Annotated in this window: 12 protein-coding genes; 4 read left to right on the forward strand and 8 right to left on the reverse strand. The window is 67.1% G+C overall.

Annotated elements, in window-relative coordinates; translation table 11 throughout:
• A partial coding sequence (locus tag ACR2JA_RS06995) for a ParB/RepB/Spo0J family partition protein (protein ID WP_434008381.1) occupies positions 1 to 930 on the forward strand: 930 nt, incomplete at its 5' end.
• Between the two features lie 324 nt (positions 931 to 1,254).
• On the opposite strand, the gene ACR2JA_RS07000 is transcribed toward ACR2JA_RS06995, so the two are convergent.
• Positions 1,255 to 2,082 carry a hypothetical protein gene (locus tag ACR2JA_RS07000; RefSeq protein WP_434008382.1) on the reverse strand — a complete coding sequence of 276 codons (828 nt, stop codon included), beginning with the start codon at positions 2,080 to 2,082 and terminating at the stop codon, positions 1,255 to 1,257.
• 68 nt (positions 2,083 to 2,150) lie between these two features.
• Entirely contained in the window at positions 2,151 to 2,729 is a 579-nt protein-coding gene (locus tag ACR2JA_RS07005) for a tetratricopeptide repeat protein (RefSeq protein ID WP_434008383.1), read from the reverse strand.
• 215 nt (positions 2,730 to 2,944) lie between these two features.
• Here ACR2JA_RS07005 and ACR2JA_RS07010 point away from each other — a divergent pair, with 215 nt between their 5' ends.
• Entirely contained in the window at positions 2,945 to 3,622 is a 678-nt protein-coding gene (locus ACR2JA_RS07010) for a LuxR C-terminal-related transcriptional regulator (RefSeq protein WP_434008384.1), read from the forward strand.
• Positions 3,623 to 3,640: 18 nt separating this feature from the next.
• Here ACR2JA_RS07010 and ACR2JA_RS07015 read toward each other — a convergent pair whose 3' ends face one another.
• The 3 genes from ACR2JA_RS07015 to ACR2JA_RS07025 all read right to left on the reverse strand — a co-directional run bounded on the left by ACR2JA_RS07015 (position 3,641) and on the right by ACR2JA_RS07025 (position 7,357).
• Positions 3,641 to 5,512 (reverse strand): ATP-binding protein, encoded by a 1,872-nt coding sequence (locus ACR2JA_RS07015; RefSeq protein ID WP_434008385.1) that lies wholly within the window; start codon positions 5,510 to 5,512, stop codon positions 3,641 to 3,643.
• A 13-nt stretch (positions 5,513 to 5,525) separates the two neighbouring features.
• Positions 5,526 to 6,950, reverse strand: coding sequence for an FAD-binding oxidoreductase (locus tag ACR2JA_RS07020; protein WP_434008386.1), 1,425 nt, complete (start codon positions 6,948 to 6,950; stop codon positions 5,526 to 5,528).
• A 110-nt stretch (positions 6,951 to 7,060) separates the two neighbouring features.
• The gene (locus tag ACR2JA_RS07025; RefSeq protein ID WP_434008387.1) at positions 7,061 to 7,357 is read right to left on the reverse strand and encodes a hypothetical protein; all 297 of its coding nucleotides are present in this window, start codon (positions 7,355 to 7,357) and stop codon (positions 7,061 to 7,063) included.
• 317 nt (positions 7,358 to 7,674) lie between these two features.
• Between ACR2JA_RS07025 and ACR2JA_RS07030 the strand changes: the two genes are divergently transcribed.
• Together ACR2JA_RS07030 and ACR2JA_RS07035 are read left to right on the forward strand one after the other, a co-directional pair.
• Positions 7,675 to 8,241 carry a cob(I)yrinic acid a,c-diamide adenosyltransferase gene (locus tag ACR2JA_RS07030; protein WP_434008388.1) on the forward strand — a complete coding sequence of 189 codons (567 nt, stop codon included), beginning with the start codon at positions 7,675 to 7,677 and terminating at the stop codon, positions 8,239 to 8,241.
• Position 8,242: 1 nt separating this feature from the next.
• The gene (locus tag ACR2JA_RS07035) at positions 8,243 to 8,587 is read left to right on the forward strand and encodes a hypothetical protein (RefSeq protein WP_434008389.1); all 345 of its coding nucleotides are present in this window, start codon (positions 8,243 to 8,245) and stop codon (positions 8,585 to 8,587) included.
• A gap of 46 nt (positions 8,588 to 8,633) precedes the next feature.
• On the opposite strand, the gene ACR2JA_RS07040 is transcribed toward ACR2JA_RS07035, so the two are convergent.
• The 3 genes from ACR2JA_RS07040 to ACR2JA_RS07050 form a co-directional block, all read right to left on the reverse strand.
• Positions 8,634 to 13,763, reverse strand: coding sequence for a beta strand repeat-containing protein (locus ACR2JA_RS07040; RefSeq protein WP_434008390.1), 5,130 nt, complete (start codon positions 13,761 to 13,763; stop codon positions 8,634 to 8,636).
• Between the two features lie 201 nt (positions 13,764 to 13,964).
• Entirely contained in the window at positions 13,965 to 15,089 is a 1,125-nt protein-coding gene (locus tag ACR2JA_RS07045) for a PilT/PilU family type 4a pilus ATPase (RefSeq protein ID WP_434008391.1), read from the reverse strand.
• A gap of 152 nt (positions 15,090 to 15,241) precedes the next feature.
• Positions 15,242 to 15,489: hotdog fold thioesterase (locus ACR2JA_RS07050; RefSeq protein WP_434008392.1), on the reverse strand; the 248-nt coding region annotated here is incomplete at its 5' end.

Consider the following 15,489-nt stretch of genomic DNA (forward strand, 5'->3'; position numbering starts at 1 on the left):
ATGGTCACCAAAAAACCCAAGGGCCTCGGCCGCGGACTCGAAGCCCTGCTGGGCCCCAAGGTCGCCGAGGCCGCGTCACCCGACGCGCAGGAAACCACCCGCGCCGCCGGTGCGCCCAACACGCTGCCGCTGGACCAGATGGTCGCCGGCGTCTACCAGCCGCGCACGCGGATGGACGAGGGCGCGCTCTACGAGCTGGCCGAGTCGATCAAGGCGCAGGGCATCATGCAGCCGATCTTGGTGCGTGCGCTGGCCGACGGCCCCAACGCCGGCAAGTACGAAATCATCGCGGGCGAGCGGCGATTTCGCGCTTCCAGGCTGGCCGGCCTGACTGAGGTGCCCGTGCTGGTGCGCGACGTGCCCAACGAGGCCGCCGCGGCGATGGCGCTGATCGAGAACATCCAGCGCGAAGACCTCAACCCGCTGGAAGAGGCGCAAGGCCTGCAGCGACTGGTCAAGGAGTTCGGCCTGACGCACGAGCAGGCCGCGCAGGCCGTGGGCCGCTCGCGCTCGGCGGCGTCCAACCTGCTGCGCCTCTTGCAGCTGGCCGACCCGGTGCAGACCATGCTGATGGCCGGCGACATCGACATGGGCCACGCGCGCGCACTGCTGTCGCTGGAGAAGGTGGCCCAGATCACGGCGGCCAACCAGATCGCGGCCAAAAAGATGTCGGTGCGCGAGGCCGAGAGCCTGGTCAAGAAGCTGGGCGCCGAATTCAACCTGGTGCAGCAAAAGCCCAAGAAGGAAAAGTCGCGCGACATCAAGCGCGTGGAAGAAGAGCTGGCCGACCTGCTGACCGCCGAGGTGGAGGTGCGCATCAAGAAGCGCGTCAAGCGCCACGGCCGTGTCGAAGAGATGGGCGAACTCGCGATCCAGTTCGGCTCGCTGGACGAGCTCAACGGCCTCATTGATCGCCTGCGCGGGGTCTGAGGGTCATCCCCCTGCGCCGCTGACGCGGCTTCCCCCCGCTCTGGCGCTCCGGTGGCGCTGGGCAGGGGGACAACGCCTGTGGCCTGGCGAAGCCGGTTACACGGCGTTCGCTGGACGCTGGCGCCACGCCGGCCGCGCTGAAAACACAAAAGGTCTCCATCGGAGACCTTTTTTTTGCTGACGGGATACTGCCGAAAGCGACGTGCATTTTCCAGACGCACCGCGGAACGGGCTTTGCCCGGCCGCTGGTGCGGTCCCCCTGCCCAGCGCCGCAGGCGCGCCAGAGCGGGGGGAAGCCGCGTCAGCGGCGCAGGGGGGTGACCCTCACTGCCCGACCTTCAGCACGCCACCCTTGCCCAGACCGCCCTTGACCTCTTGCGCCTTGTAGTTCTTGAGCGAGATCACCATGCTGTTGTAAGCGTCCATGAAGGCGGCCACGGTGGCCTTGCCTTCGGGCGTGCGCGAGAAGCCGCTCAGGCCCGCCGCGGCGCCGCCGCCGAAGGCGCCCAGCGCAGCCCCGTAGTTGGTCGCGGTGGCGTTGCCTTCGGAAATGGCGATTTGCACGCCCGAGCGGATGTCGAACATGGTCAGCGTCACCACCGACGCCTTGGACTCCATCGACCCGGCGATGGCGCCGAAACCGCCACCGATCAGGCCGCCGAGCGCGGCACCGATCTTCCCGGTGGAGTCGTTGTCGATGATGATGGCCGGCTCCAGGTAGTAGTCGGCCGCGACGCGCTGGCCCTTCTGCTGTTGCGAGCCGGCGCGGAACTCACCCGAATTGCGCTGCTTGTCGGTGATCGCCGAGAGCTTGCTCTCGGTGCGGTTGTTGCCCACCGAGGTGATCACGAAGCAGTTGGACTGCTGCACCGCCAGCCGCAGCAGCGGTTCGATGGTGGTGATCTTGGTGGCGGCGCCAAAGCTGGCGTACCACTCCTTGCCGCGGCCGTCGTCCACGGCCAGCGTGCCCAGCGGGGCACTGCAGCGCTGCAGGTCGGCGTCGGCGCCCACGCTGGTGCCGCCGGCCGCGCCGCCCTTGGCCGCGGTGGCGCTGGTGCCGGTGGACACGGTGCCGCCGGGCGTGACACAGCCGGCCAGGGCGACGGTGGCGGCCAGGGCGGCCCAGCGCAGGGAGGTGGAGGAGACGTTCATGGGTTCGGGCTTTCTCTGAAAAGTGCAGGGAATCGGATAAGGGTTAGGGGGCTGGCGGTGGTCAGGGCTCAGCGGTAGTACCAGCCGGCGTTGCTCCAGTACCAGTGGTAGGGGTAGCCGCTGGCCCACCAGCCGAGCCAGTGCTGGCGGTGGAACTGGCGCCACTGGTAGAGCTCCTGCTCGGTCTTCTTGGCGCTGCGGGCCTCGACCAGCAGCTTCTCGGCGTCCTTGTCGCCGCGGGCGGCGGCCAGCGAAAGCCATTTTTCGGCCTCGGCCGGGTCGGCGCCCATTTCCTCCACGCCGCTCAAGTAGAAGCGGCCCAGGGCCAGATGCGCTTCGGGCACGCCGCGGTCACCGGCCTCGCGCATCCACCGGATGGCCTGGTAGCTGTCGCGCTTGACGCCGTCGCCGCGGTAGTGGCGCAGCGCCAGGTCGTAGGCGGCGCGGGGGTCCTGTCGGGCGATGTCGGCCAGTGCGGCCAGGCGCCGGGTTTCTTCGGGGTGTTCGTCGTGGGTGGGGTCGAAGCTCGCGCTGTTGCGCGGCCGTTCGGAGCATCCGCTGGCGTCGCAGATGCGGATGGTGTCGCTGGTCTGGGCGCAGGCAGCGCCTGCGAGCAGCAGCGAGGTCAGCAGCAGTCGTTTTTTCATGTGGTGGGTCCCTGGGTTCGGCTTTTTCGCAAACAAAAGCACTCGTCACCGATTGTGCCTTGCCGCGGGGGGGTGAGCCGCTCGCTGGTCGGACCGCACCGGCCCGACCACCCCCAGCGGGTGGAGGCTCGTGCCCCCCGGTTGTGGGGGGAGACAGCGCGTGCGGCCAGCGGTATGGTCGGAGCCTTGTCCCCCTGGCTGGAGGCCTTTGCCGCATGTCGCCCTTGTCGCCCGCACTGCTCGAACGCGCCCTGATCGTCGAAGACCTGGACGAGCCGCGCGAATGGTTGGCCGAGCTGCTGCCGCGGGCCTTGCCCCAGGTGCAGCGGGTGGACACCGCGGCCACGCTGGCGCAGGCGCGAGAACGCCTGCGCGAACACGCCTACGGCCTGGCGCTGGTGGACTGGGGCCTGCCCGACGGCACCAGCGAATCCTTGATCAGCGAGCTGGTGGCCGCGCGGCCGGGGGCGGTGGTCATCGTGGCCACCATCCACGACGACGACGCCCATGTCTTCCCCGCGCTGCGCGCGGGGGCGCAGGGTTACATCCTCAAGTCGCAGCCGGCGGCGGTGGTGGTGGCGCAGTTGCAGCGCATCGAGCAGGGTGAGCCCGCGCTCTCGCCGTCCATCGCGGCGCGGGTGTTGCGGCATTTTCACGACGCGCCGGCCGCGCCCAGCGCCGCGGCCGCGCCGCCAGCGGCGCAGCTGACCGACCGCGAGGTCGACGTGCTGCGCCTGATCGCCAAGGGCTACAAAGCGGCCGAGGTGGCCCAGTTGCTGGGCCTGAGCAGCCACACCGTCACCGGCTATGTGCGCGACATTTACCGCAAGCTCGGCATTTCCAGCCGGGCCGAGGCCACGATCGAGGCGGCACGCCGCGGCCTGGTGGCCTGATCCGCGCACGAGGCCGGCTCAGCCGCTCAGCGGCACCGGGTCCGACCGTGCAAAGTCGCCCCCGCGCAATGGCAGCTGCAGCCGCACCCGCAGGCCGGTGCCCGGTGCGGGGCCCAGGGTCAGCTGCGCGCCCAGCTTCTCGGCGCGCTGGGCCATGTGGCGCAGGCCGCGACCACTGCCCGGGCTGGGCTCGGGGGCCAGCCCGCAACCATCGTCCAGGATCTCCAGCACCAGCGCGTCGGGGGCTGGCGGTTCGGTGCCGGCTTCGCGCCAGGCCATCACCGTCACGTGCTGTGCGCCCGAATGCTTGACCGCGTTGGCCACCGCCTCCTGCAGCACGCGCATCACCTGCAGCGTCGCGTCGCTGCCCAGCTCCAGGCTGTCCAGTTCGTCGTCCACCGACCAGCGCAGCTGCATGCCCAGCGCCTGCAGGCGCGCGTCCCAGCGGTTGCGCCAGGCGGCCAGCGCGCCGTGCAGGCTGCGCCCCAGGTCCGACGCGTCCATCAGCAGGCGCAGTTCGTCCAGCCCCTCCTGCAGCGTCTGCGCCACCTGTTCCTTGTTCAGCGCACCGCGTTCCACGCCGCGCAGCGCGGTGATCAGCTGCGCACCCAGGCCATCGTGGATCTCGCGGTTCAAGCGCGCGCGTTCCTGCGCGCGGGCACTGGCGCGTTCGCTCTCGCGCAGCCGCGCGTAGCTGCGTTCGAGTTCGCTGGACTTCTCGCGCACGCGTGCCTCCAGCACCTCGTTGCTGGTCTCGGCCTGGTTGAGGGCGCGCATCACGTACTCGGCACACACCAGGGCGTAGGCCAGCAGCACGGTGGTGAACCCCAGCAGGATGAAAGACGCCCGGTCCGGTGGCAGCGTGCCCACCACGATCAGCACATCGTTGAAGCTGGCGCCGAACAGCGCGGCAAAGCCCAGTGCCATCAGCCCGGCGCGCCAGCGGCCCAGCACCTGGCGCCCCGACCACAGCAAGAACGGCATGGTGGCCAGCATGGTCAGGCCAAACAGGTACGACAGCCCGCGGACCAGCAGCGCGCCCTGACCGACCGTCAGCGTGATCGCGAACGTCGCGGTGAAGCCGATGCCCGCGCCCATCAGGGCCCGGTGGCGCGCCGGCGTCTGCTTGCCGAGCAACAGCAAGGTGGTCTGGATGCACGACACCGCGAACAGCGACACCGTGAACGGGTTGATCTGCTCGAACAGCAGCGGTGGCAGGTGCACCGCATCGCCCGCGTACATGACGCCGCGCGCACCCCAGGTCAGGCACATCATGCTGAACCAGAAAATCACGTTGTCCTGGCGGCGGGTGCGCCACAGCAGGACCGAACCCAGCCCCACCAGCAGGGTCACGAGCGAGACGATGTACATGCCACCCGAATGCTGGTTGTAGGCGGGCAGGTGCTCGGGCAGCAGCGACGTCATGGGCCCGATGCGCGCCATCGGCAGGCCGGACGGAATGTAGGGCAGGGTGACCAGGTCGATGCGCACGGTGCGCGCACCTTGCGGCAGCGCGAACAGCATGGGCGTGCGCCCGTTGAAGGCCTTGACCGTGACGCTGCCCGTGCGCGGCAGCTCAGGGGCCGCGGCCACGCCGTCGATCGACAGCCGGTAGGGCGCGCCGATCCGGAACAGCCACAGTCCGTGGCCCGCCTGGGTCGCGCAGGCGGACACGTCCAGCGTGTAGCTGGCCCGGAAGCCCTCACGTCGCCAGCCGCCGTCCAGCCGGTCGGGCAGGGTGACGCTGCCCTGGCTCACCGAGCGGTCGCCCAGCCAGACCTGGCGCTGGGCCTGGGTGAGTGTTGTCTGCGTGGCGCAGCCGTCGGCCCAGGCCGGGTGCACGGCCAGCACCAGCAGCCAGACGCCCAGACGCACCAGCCAGCGGACCATGCAGAGCGGCTCCTCAGAGCGCGAAGATCTTGCCCGGGTTGAGGATGTTGTCCGGGTCCAGCGCCTGCTTGATGCTGCGCATCATGGCGACCGCACCGTCGCCGGCCTCGGTGCGCAGGAAGTCCATCTTGTGCAGCCCCACGCCGTGTTCGCCGGTGCAGGTGCCGCCCAGTTGCAGCGCCCGCGCCACCAGGGTCTGGTTCAGCGCCTCGGAGATGCGGTGTTCTTCCGGTTGGGCCGGGTCGATCAGGTAGCCGAAGTGGAAGTTGCCGTCGCCCACGTGGCCGACCAGGAAGTAAGGGATACCGGAGGCGTCGGCCTCGGCCACCGAGTCGAGCAGGCAGTCGGCCAGTTTGCTGATGGGCACGCAGGTGTCGGTGCTGATGGCGCGGCAGCCGGGCTTGCTCTGGATGGCGGCGAAGTAGGCGTTGTGCCGCGCGGTCCACAGGCGCGTGCGCTCTTCGGGCGTGGTCGCCCATTCAAAGGCGTTGCCGCCGAATTCGCCGGCGATCTCCTGCACCGTCTCGGCCTGTTCCTTCACGCTCGCGGGCGAACCGTGGAACTCCATCAGAAGAAAATGTTCCTCGCGCAGGCCCAGCTTGCTGTGCGCGTTCACCATGCGCACGGTGTTGGCGTCGATCAGCTCGCAGCGCGCGATCGGCACGCCCAGCTGGATCACCTGGATCACGGTGCGCACCGCGGCCTCGATGGTGGGGAAGGAGCAGGTCGCGGCCGAGATCGCCTCGGGCAGCGGGTAGAGCTTGAGCGTGACCTCGGTGATCACGCCCAGCGTGCCTTCGCTGCCCACCATCAGGCGCGTGAGGTCGTAGCCGGCCGACGATTTTTTGGCGCGCGTGCCGGTGCGGATCACTTCGCCCTTGGCCGTGACCACTTCCAGCGCCAGCACGTTCTCGCGCATGGTGCCGTAGCGCACGGCGTTGGTGCCGCTGGCGCGGGTCGCCGTCATGCCGCCGATGGACGCGTCCGCGCCTGGATCGATGGGGAAGAACAGGCCCTCGCTTTTCACGGCGTTGTTCACGCCCATGCGCGTCACGCCGGGCTGCACCGTCACCGTCAGGTCCTCGGCGTTGATCGACAGCACCTGGTCCATGCGGCTGACGTCGATGCTGATGCCGCCCTGCACGGCCAGCAGGTGGCCTTCGAGCGAGGAACCGACGCCGAACGGAATGACCGGCACCTTGTATTGCGCGGCCAGCTGGACGGCATCGGCCACGTCCTGCGTGCTCTGCGCAAACACCACCGCCGACGGGGGCGGCACGCTGAAGATGGACTCGTCGCGCCCGTGCTGTTCCCGCACCACCAGCGCGGTGGAGCACTGCGCGCCAAAGCGCGCTTGCAGCGCCTCGATCAGCGCGGCGGGCACTTCGCGCAGTTGCAGTTGCGGGGCCAGGTGGGCGTGGTCGGTGGGGGCGTTCATGCGGGTCTCCTGCGCAGGTCGTGTGCCACCGCGGGCTGGTGGCGATGTGGCAGTTTAGAGCCTGAGCAGGCGTTTGGGGGAGCCCCTCAGAACACCCTGGCCGGCGCCGCTCAGCCTGGCGTCCCCCGGTCAAACTCGTCGGGACTGAGGCTGCCGTTGCGGTCGCTATCGAGCCGGTCGAAGGCCGCTTCCAGCCTCGGCACGCTGGCGGCTTTGCTGCGGCTGATCAGGCCGTCGCCGTTCTGATCGGCTTGCTGGAACAGCGCACTCACTGCCTTGCCGTCGCGGCTGGCCGGCGGCGGTGGTGCGCTCTGCGCCAGGGCGGCGCCGGCCAGCGTCCAGCTGGCCACCAGGGCCACGCTGCGCGCTTCGAAATTGGCCACGATGTTCGTGCGTTTCACGGTCATGGGTACTCTCCCGAGCAGTTGAAAGGACCGTCATTGCACCGGCTGCGCCGCCCCAAGGCCAGCGCTTTTGCCCGCCGTTGCCCCGTTCACCAAAGCTTTGCGCAGGGACACATTTCCTCGTCCCTTGTTACCTGATCGGGCCCCCACGCTCCGCCGCTGCGCGGGTCGCTGCCCCAGCACCGGGAAGGGACCCGGTGCCTCCCGGGCTCCGGGGGGCTGACCTTGCTCGGGAGCGGCCCTTCGCTGCGGTCGTTGGTCAAGGTTGCGCCGAATCCCGCACAATCCCGGCTCTGCCACGCAACAGGAGACAGCACCCCATGGGCAACCGACTCACACAGATCGCCACCCGCACCGGCGACGCCGGCACCACCGGCCTGGGCGACAACGCCCGCGTGTCCAAGAACAGCCTGCGCGTGCACGCCATGGGCGACGTGGACGAACTCAACTCCCACATTGGCCTGCTGCTGTGCGAAGACATGCCCGCCGATGTGCGCACCCTGCTGGTCGAGATCCAGCACCAGCTGTTCAACCTCGGCGGTGAACTCTCCATCCCCGGCTACGAACTGCTCAAACCCGAAGCCGTACTGGCGCTGGACGAAGCCCTGGCCACCTACAACGAACAGCTGCCGCGCCTGCAGGAATTCATCCTGCCCGCGGGCAACCGCGCCGCTGCGCAGGCCCACGTGTGCCGCACCGTGGCGCGCCGCGCCGAGCGCCAGCTGGTTGCACTGGGCAACGAAGAGGCCATCAAGGAAGGGCCGCGCCAGTACCTCAACCGCCTCTCTGACCTGATGTTCGTCCTCGCGCGCGTGCTCAACCGCATGAACGGCGGAGACGATGTGTACTGGAAGAGCGAGCGCCTGGCCACGCAAGGCGAAGGCTGATATGGGGCTGCGCGGCCTGCTGCTGGCTGCGTTGGGGCTGAGCCTGTGCAGCGTGGCGGCGGCTGCACCACCCAAGCCCTCACATGTCGATCTGCTGTGCGACGCCGTCTACCTGCCGGCGCGCAGCGGCTGGGCGCGCACCGTGCGCATCACCTTCGACGACCGTCGCGTGCAGGCTGTGGCCATCGACGGCCTGCTGGTCTACAGCTTCAACGTGCAGGGCACCACGGTCCTCACCGCGCTCGACAACGAGCGCATCCAGATCGACACTGCCGAGTTGACCTGGCGCAGCGATTTCCGGGGGCAGGCCACATCGCAAGGGCGGTGCGAGCGCCAACTACCATGAAAAAACCCGCTCTGTAGCGGGTTTTTTCATGGGTCTGCAGGGAACGTCAGACCAGTATCAGGTCGGTGGCGACCAGGCTGGTCACACCCGTGAGCGCGATCGAGAACTCTGCAGTGGCGTCCGCGTCGTTGCTGCCGTAGAGCACACCCCCGGCAAACCGCAGTTGACCGGCGGCGGTGAAGGCGGCGCTTCCGATGAACGTGAAGTTCTGAACGCCCGCCAGGCTGGCGTTGGCGTCGATCGCGCTGAGATCGATCTTGTCCCCATCGGCGGACACGAAGTCGGTGATGGTGTCGCGCTGCGTCGCTCCGCCGCCGCTGTGGGTGATCAATGTGTAGGCAAAAATGTCGGCCCCCTGGCCGCCAGTGAGGATGTCGACACCGGCACCGCCGTTGAGCACATCGTTTTCAGAGCCACCGTCCAAGCTGTCGTTACCGGCGTTGCCGTTGAGTGTGTCAATGCCGGCCAGGCCCGACAGGGCATTGTTGCCGGTGTTGCCATTGATCAGGTTGTCCATCGCGTTGCCTGTGCCGTTGATGGCCAGTGTTCCGGTGAGGGTCAGGCGTTCGATGTTGTCGCTCAGCGAATAGGTCTTGTTGCTCTGCACCGTGTCGATGCCTTGCGCGGCCAACTCCACCACCGTGTCCAAGCTGTTGTCCACGATGTAGGTGTCGTTGCCGCCACCACCCAGCATGGAGTCGGCACCACCGCCGCCGTTGAGTGTGTCGGCCCCGTTGCCCCCTTCCAGTGTGTCGACTCCAAAATCGCCAAACATCAGGTTGGCTGCTCCGTTGCCAATGAGGTAGTTGTTCAATGCGTTGCCATAGCCGTCGATGACACCCGTCCCCGTGAGGGTGAGCCGCTCGACGTTGTCGCTCAGCGTGTAGGTCACGCTGGAGCTGACCTGGTCACTTCCCTCTCCGGTCAACTCGATGATCAAATCATCGATGTCGTCCACCACGTAGATGTCGTTGCCAGCGCCGCCCTTCATCACGTCCACACCGGTGCCGCCGTTCAGCGAATCAAGACCGAGTCCGCCGATCAAGGTGTCATCGCCTCCGGCACCGAGCAGTGTGTCGTTGCCGGCGCCACCATCCACGTAGTCATTGCCGGCAAGTGCAGAAATCGAGTCGTTGCCTGCCAAACCAAATACGTGGTTGTCGCCCGTGGTGCCCGTGATCGATTCAGACGCCGCTGTGCCATAGATGTCCGGCACCAGCAAACTGGCCATCGAGTAGCCGATCTGATCGGTGGTCGTGTTGCGGAACTGCCCGTCAGCATCGAACACCACCTGTTCGATGCTGGTGGCGGTCACCACCGCGCCGTCGAGCAGGTGTGTGAACGTGTACTGCACCGCCCCTGTTTTCACCACGTTGTAGTCGGCCCGAACCCCCATCAGGCCCAGCACGTCGGTGCCATCGCCGCCGTCCACGGTGTCGCTCCCCTGCGAGCCATAGTCGGACGGGCGCGTGGCGGCGGTGCGTGCCAGGATCACGTCGTCGCCCAGACCGCCCAGCATGAGGTCGGCGCCAGCCCCGCCGACAAGCGTGTCATGGCCTTCGCCGCCATCCAGGGTGTCGTCGCCGGCATCACCGCTGAGTTCGTTGGCTTCCAGACTGCCGGTGATCGTGTCGTTGTAAGCCGTGCCGCGGACCGCCTCGATGTTCTGCAGCATATCGGTGCCGCCCATGCCGTCGGAGGCCGTGCCCGTGGCCAGGTTCACCGTCGCACCGCTGGTGCTGGTGGTGTAGTCGATCCGGTCAAAGCCGCTACCGCCTTCGATGAAATCGCTGCCCGCGTTGCCCATGAACACCTCGAGCGCATCGTTGGTGGCCAGTCCGCCGATCAGCGTGTCGTCAAAAGCAGAACCACGAATGCCCTCGATGTTCAGCAGGGTGTCGATGCCCCCTTGCCCGTCTGCAGCGGTGCCGCCGACCAGATCGACCAACACCCCGGCCGCAGCGCTGTCGTACCGCGCCATGTCGAACCCGCCCAGGCCATCGATGGTGTCGTTGCCGGCACGTCCTTCAAATTGCTCGGTCAGCGTGGCGTCGGAGCCATAGAGGGTGTCGTCAAAAGAACTGCCGCGCACATGGTTGATGTTGACCAGGGTGTCGCTGCCCTGCCCGGTGGCCGTGCCGTTGGCCAGGTTCACGACCACGGCGCCGCTGGCGTTCTGGTACGTCACCCGGTTGCTGTTGGTCTGGGACGTCGCATCGATGGTGCCGCCATCGATGGTGTCGTTACCGTTGCCGCCTTCGAACTGTTCGAAGATCAGGTCGGCGCTGCCGGTGATCGAATCGTGACCGCTGCCGCCCACCACAAAGTTGATGTTGAGCAAGCTGTCGGTGCCACCCAGGCCGTCGGTGGCCACGCCGGTGGCGAGGTTGATGTTCACCGCCGCCGTCGAACTGGCGTACGACACCAGGTTCAGGTCGAAGTAGTTCACCAGGTCGGTGATGGCACCACCGTCCATCGTGTCGTTGCCGCTGCCGCCGATCAGCGTGTCAGCGCCTGCGCCGCCCAGCAGCAAGTCGTTGCCATTGCCACCCAACAGGGTGTCGTTGCCGTTGCCTCCGTCGAGCGTGTCGTTGCCGTCACCACCGTTGATGGTGTCGTTGCCGTCCCGGCCTTCAAACTTCTCGGCGCCGCCCGCGCCCGTCAGCGTGTCGTTGAAATTGCTGCCCCGTGCCCGGCTCACGCCAGTGAAGCTGTCCACGCCACCGAACCCGTCGCTGGCGGTGCCCGTGCCCAGGTTCACATTCACGCCAGTCGAAGAGCGCGAGTAGCTGATGCGGGTGTCACCATTGCCGATGATGGTGTCGTTGCCACCCATGCCCTCGAATTCGTTGAAGGTGCCGCTCGAGCCCGCGTTGGCACTCGCACCCGAGAAACCTGTCGCGTTGAAGGTGTCTGCCAGCCCGGTTCCCCGGACCATCTCGACGCTCGACAGCGTGTCGGTACCGATGTAAGTGGCGTCACCCACGACCACGCCCGCCGCCAGGTTCACGTTGATGCCCACCGTCATGACATCGCTGACCGTGTCGTAGCGCGCCCGGTCAATTTCGCTGCCGCCCACGATCAGATCGTTGCCACCGCGCCCATCGAATTCTTCGTAGTCGTCCACCGTGTCCCGGCCACCGACGAGCGTGTCGTCGAAGTTGCTGCCACGCAGTGCATTGACGCCAGAGAACACATCGGTCCCCACCGATGCGTCGCCGGACATCGCCCCGGTGGCCATGTTCACCGACACACCGGCGGTCGCCTGCAGGAAACTCAGGCGGGTGTTGCCATTGCCGACGATGGTGTCGTTCCCACCCTGGCCCTCGAACTCGTTGAACGCCGTAGGGTTCAGCCCGGAGGCATCGTAAGTGTCGGCAGAACTGCCGCCCCGCACGTAGGCCACACCGGAGAACACGTCGGTGCCCACGGAGCCATTGCCGATCGCTGTGCCGGCGGCCATGTTGATGTTCACCGATCCGGTGGACAGCGAGTACAGCAGGCGCGTGTCACCGTTACCGATGATGGTGTCGTTGCCACCCATGCCCTGGAACTCGTTGAAGGTGCCCAGAAAGCCTGGGTTGGGACTGAAGCTGCCGAAACCCTGAGCGTTGAAGGTGTCAGCTCCTGAGCCTCCGCGCACGCCCTCGACCTGAAACAGCTGATCGGTCCCCACCTGAACCGCATCGCCGGTGACCGTGCCGCTGGCCAGGTTCACCGTGATCGCGGCGGTGGTCGCCTGGTAGATGGCGGTGTCGACGCCCTGATCGCCGATCAGCGTGTCGTTCCCTGCGCCGCCGATCAGCACGTCATTGCCTGCGCCGCCGCTCAGCGTGTCGTTGCCACCTGCGCCATTGAGGGTGTCGCTACCGCCCCCGCCGAACATCTGGTCATTGAAGGCTGTGCCGGTGGCGTTGTTGGCAATGTTGCCGCCTTCATATTGGATGTGTCCGTCGTCAAAGGTCAACGTCCACTCAATGTCGTTGAGGTACTCGTCCAGATAGCTGTCCGAGAACGACCACAGCTGGTTGTTGTCCACGTCGTCGCTGTGGCCATGGAACGTGATCACACCGCCGCTCTCGAGCACTTCCACATAGCCGTCATCGAATTCGAGCTTGTCGATCCGGTTGGCAGCCGATGTGAAAAAGTCGGTGACGGTGATCTGCCCGACCGGCGCACCCGGGTAAACCGGTACCTCGCCGCTCCAGTCCACGTGGCTGGCGTACACACTCAGCACCAGATCCACCCCCACGCGCGTCGCGTCGGCCAGATCGCTGTTCATGCGCAGGCCGGGCAGGCGGATCACGTCGTACCCCGTGCCGGTGCCGTCCTGGTTGTCGATGACGTCGATGCCGTCGGTGCCCACGATGTGGCCGACGCCATCGAACTGGATGTTGTAGACGTAGACATCGCTGCCTGCGCCGCCGCTGAGGGTGTCGTTGCCACCCCCGCCGGTCAGCGAGTCGTTGAACGCGGTGCCGGTCACGGTGTTGTCGATGGCGCCGCCTTCATATCGGATGTGACCGTCGTCGAACGTCGTCACCCACTGCAGATCGTTGAGCTGGTCGTCCATCTGGCCGTCGATGGACGTCCAGGGCTGGTTGTTGTTGACGTCGTCGATGTGCGCCGTGAACGTGACAACCCCGGCGGTGTTGGTCACATCCAGGTAGCCATCGGCGAACTCGATCCGGTCCACCTGGTTGGCCGCGGAGACAAAAAAGTTGTTGACCGTGACACTGCCAACCGCAGGGCCGGGAAAGACGGGCGGTTCCTGGCTCCAGTCGATGGCCGACGCGTAAAAATCCATCACCAGCGAATCGCCCGAGCGATAAATGTCCAGCTGGTCGTTGTTGGGATACAGGTTGTTGATGCGGATGACGTCGTAGCCGGTGCCCGTGCCATCGCCGTTGTTGATGACATCAAAACCGTCGCTGCCGGTGATGTTGCCGCTGCCATCGAGCACCAGGTTGTACACGTACACGTCGCTGCCAGCACCTCCGTTGAGCGTGTCGTTGCCGGCGCCCCCCGTCATGGAGTCGTTGCCAATGCCGCCGTTGATGGTGTCGTTGCCGCCCGCGCCGCTGAGCGTGTCGTTGCCGCCCGCGCCACTGATGCTGTCAGCACCCGAGGTGCCGGTGTAGGTGTCGTTGCCAGTGGTGCCGGTGTAGGTGGCCATGTGGAGATCCTCGCGGGTGGTCGTTGAAACGGGCATGTCGAGCCCAATCGGGCACCGGGAATTCTGTATCAGAACGTGTGCCCGTCCAACGCACGGCGAGGCCACCTCACATAAACAAGTGAGGGTGGTTCACCAAATCCATCACGTTCAACCCCGTCTGGCTGCGGGACGCGGGTAAACCCGGGGTGGTCTGGAGGGCGCTCACGCCACCCGCAAACCCGCCGTGCTCGGCCGCTGGCCGTGGTGCAGGCGGATGCGCAGCGACAGGTCGGTGCGCGAATCGGCGAACTCCAGCGCCTGCTCGGCCGTCAGCTCGCCGGCTTCGTACAGCGCGTACAGGCTCTGGTCGAACGTGCACATCCCTTGCTCGCTGCTCTTGGCGATCACGTCCTTGATCTCGTCCGTCTGCCCCTTCTGGATCAGCTCGCTGATGTAAGGCGAGAGCAGCATCACCTCCACCGCGGGCACCAGCTTGTCGTGCGCCCCGCGGATCAGCCGCTGCCCCACCACCCCTTTGAGGTTGAGCGACAGATCCATCAGCACCTGCCGGTGCGCCGTTTCGGGGAAGAAATTCAGCACCCGCTGGATCGCCTGGTTGGCGTTGTTCGCGTGCAGGGTCGACACGCACAGGTGCCCCGTTTCGGCGTAGGCCATGGCGTGCTGCATGGTGTCGCGGTCGCGGATCTCGCCGATCATGATCACGTCCGGCGCTTCGCGCATGGCGTGGCGCAGCGCGTCGTCAAAGCTCCTGGTGTCCAGCCCCACCTCGCGCTGGTCCACGATGCAGGTGCCGTGCCCATGTTCGAACTCCATCGGGTCCTCCACCGTCAGGATGTGCCCGGCCGAGTTGTGGTTGCGGTGGTCCAGCAGGGCCGCCAGCGTGGTCGACTTGCCCGAGCCCGCCGCGCCCACCACCAGCACCAGCCCGCGCTTGAGCAGCGCCAGCTTGCGCAGCACCGGCGGCAGCTTCAGCTGCTCCAGCGACGGGATCTTGGCGTTGATGTGCCGCACCACCACCGCCACGTCGCCGCGCTGGCGGTACACGTTCACCCGGAAGCGCCCCAGCCCCGGCAGGGCGATCGCCAGGTCGCATTCCAGCGTGGACTCGAACTCGCGGATCTGCGCCTCGCGCATCACCGAATACGCCAGCCGCTGTGTGTGCGTCGCGTCCAGCGGCGCCTCGGGCAGGCGGCGCACCACCCCTTGAATCTTGAGTGCCGCGGCGCTGCCACTGGAGAGAAACAGGTCCGAGGCCCCGTGCGCCACCATCAGCTGCAGGTAGTGGCCGAGGTCGTCGTTGGGGTGTTGGGGCAGGGTGGATTCCATGGCGCGGCGCGGAAAAAGCGTGAACGGATCATCGTGTATCGGCACCGATCAGGATGTCTTGAACACCCGCCGGCAACCACCGCTTTTCCCCGGTTCAGCCGTTGACAGAACCGGACTCCGCGGGACGCCAACCCGGGCGCCCCAGCGGCGCGTCACTTCGGCGCCAGCACCGCCATCGTGATCCGCGACACGCAGGTCAATTCCCCCGCATCGTTCTTCAGGTCGATCTGCCAGACCTGGGTGGTGCGGCCGATGTGCACCGGCCGCGTGGTGCCGGTGACCCAGCCGCTGGTCGCGCCCTTGAGGTGGTTGGCGTTGATGTCCAGGCCCACGGCGCGGTGGCCAGGCGGGCAGCTGAAGGCGGCGCCGCAGCTGCCCAGGGTCTCGGCCAGCACCACGC

It is taken from the genome of Hydrogenophaga sp., from assembly GCF_051007235.1.
Taxonomy (GTDB): Bacteria; Pseudomonadota; Gammaproteobacteria; order Burkholderiales; family Burkholderiaceae_C; genus Hydrogenophaga.

Coding starts and splice junctions, on each gene's coding strand:
- ACR2JA_RS07030 (WP_434008388.1), top strand. CDS start 7,675: ATGGGCAACCGACTCACACAGATCGCCACCCGCACCGGCGACGCCGGC.
- ACR2JA_RS07005 (WP_434008383.1), bottom strand. CDS start 2,729: ATGAAAAAACGACTGCTGCTGACCTCGCTGCTGCTCGCAGGCGCTGCC.
- ACR2JA_RS07045 (WP_434008391.1), bottom strand. CDS start 15,089: ATGGAATCCACCCTGCCCCAACACCCCAACGACGACCTCGGCCACTAC.
- ACR2JA_RS07020 (WP_434008386.1), bottom strand. CDS start 6,950: ATGAACGCCCCCACCGACCACGCCCACCTGGCCCCGCAACTGCAACTG.
- ACR2JA_RS07025 (WP_434008387.1), bottom strand. CDS start 7,357: ATGACCGTGAAACGCACGAACATCGTGGCCAATTTCGAAGCGCGCAGC.
- ACR2JA_RS07015 (WP_434008385.1), bottom strand. CDS start 5,512: ATGGTCCGCTGGCTGGTGCGTCTGGGCGTCTGGCTGCTGGTGCTGGCC.
- ACR2JA_RS07010 (WP_434008384.1), top strand. CDS start 2,945: ATGTCGCCCTTGTCGCCCGCACTGCTCGAACGCGCCCTGATCGTCGAA.
- ACR2JA_RS07035 (WP_434008389.1), top strand. CDS start 8,243: ATGGGGCTGCGCGGCCTGCTGCTGGCTGCGTTGGGGCTGAGCCTGTGC.
- ACR2JA_RS07000 (WP_434008382.1), bottom strand. CDS start 2,082: ATGAACGTCTCCTCCACCTCCCTGCGCTGGGCCGCCCTGGCCGCCACC.
- ACR2JA_RS07040 (WP_434008390.1), bottom strand. CDS start 13,763: ATGGCCACCTACACCGGCACCACTGGCAACGACACCTACACCGGCACC.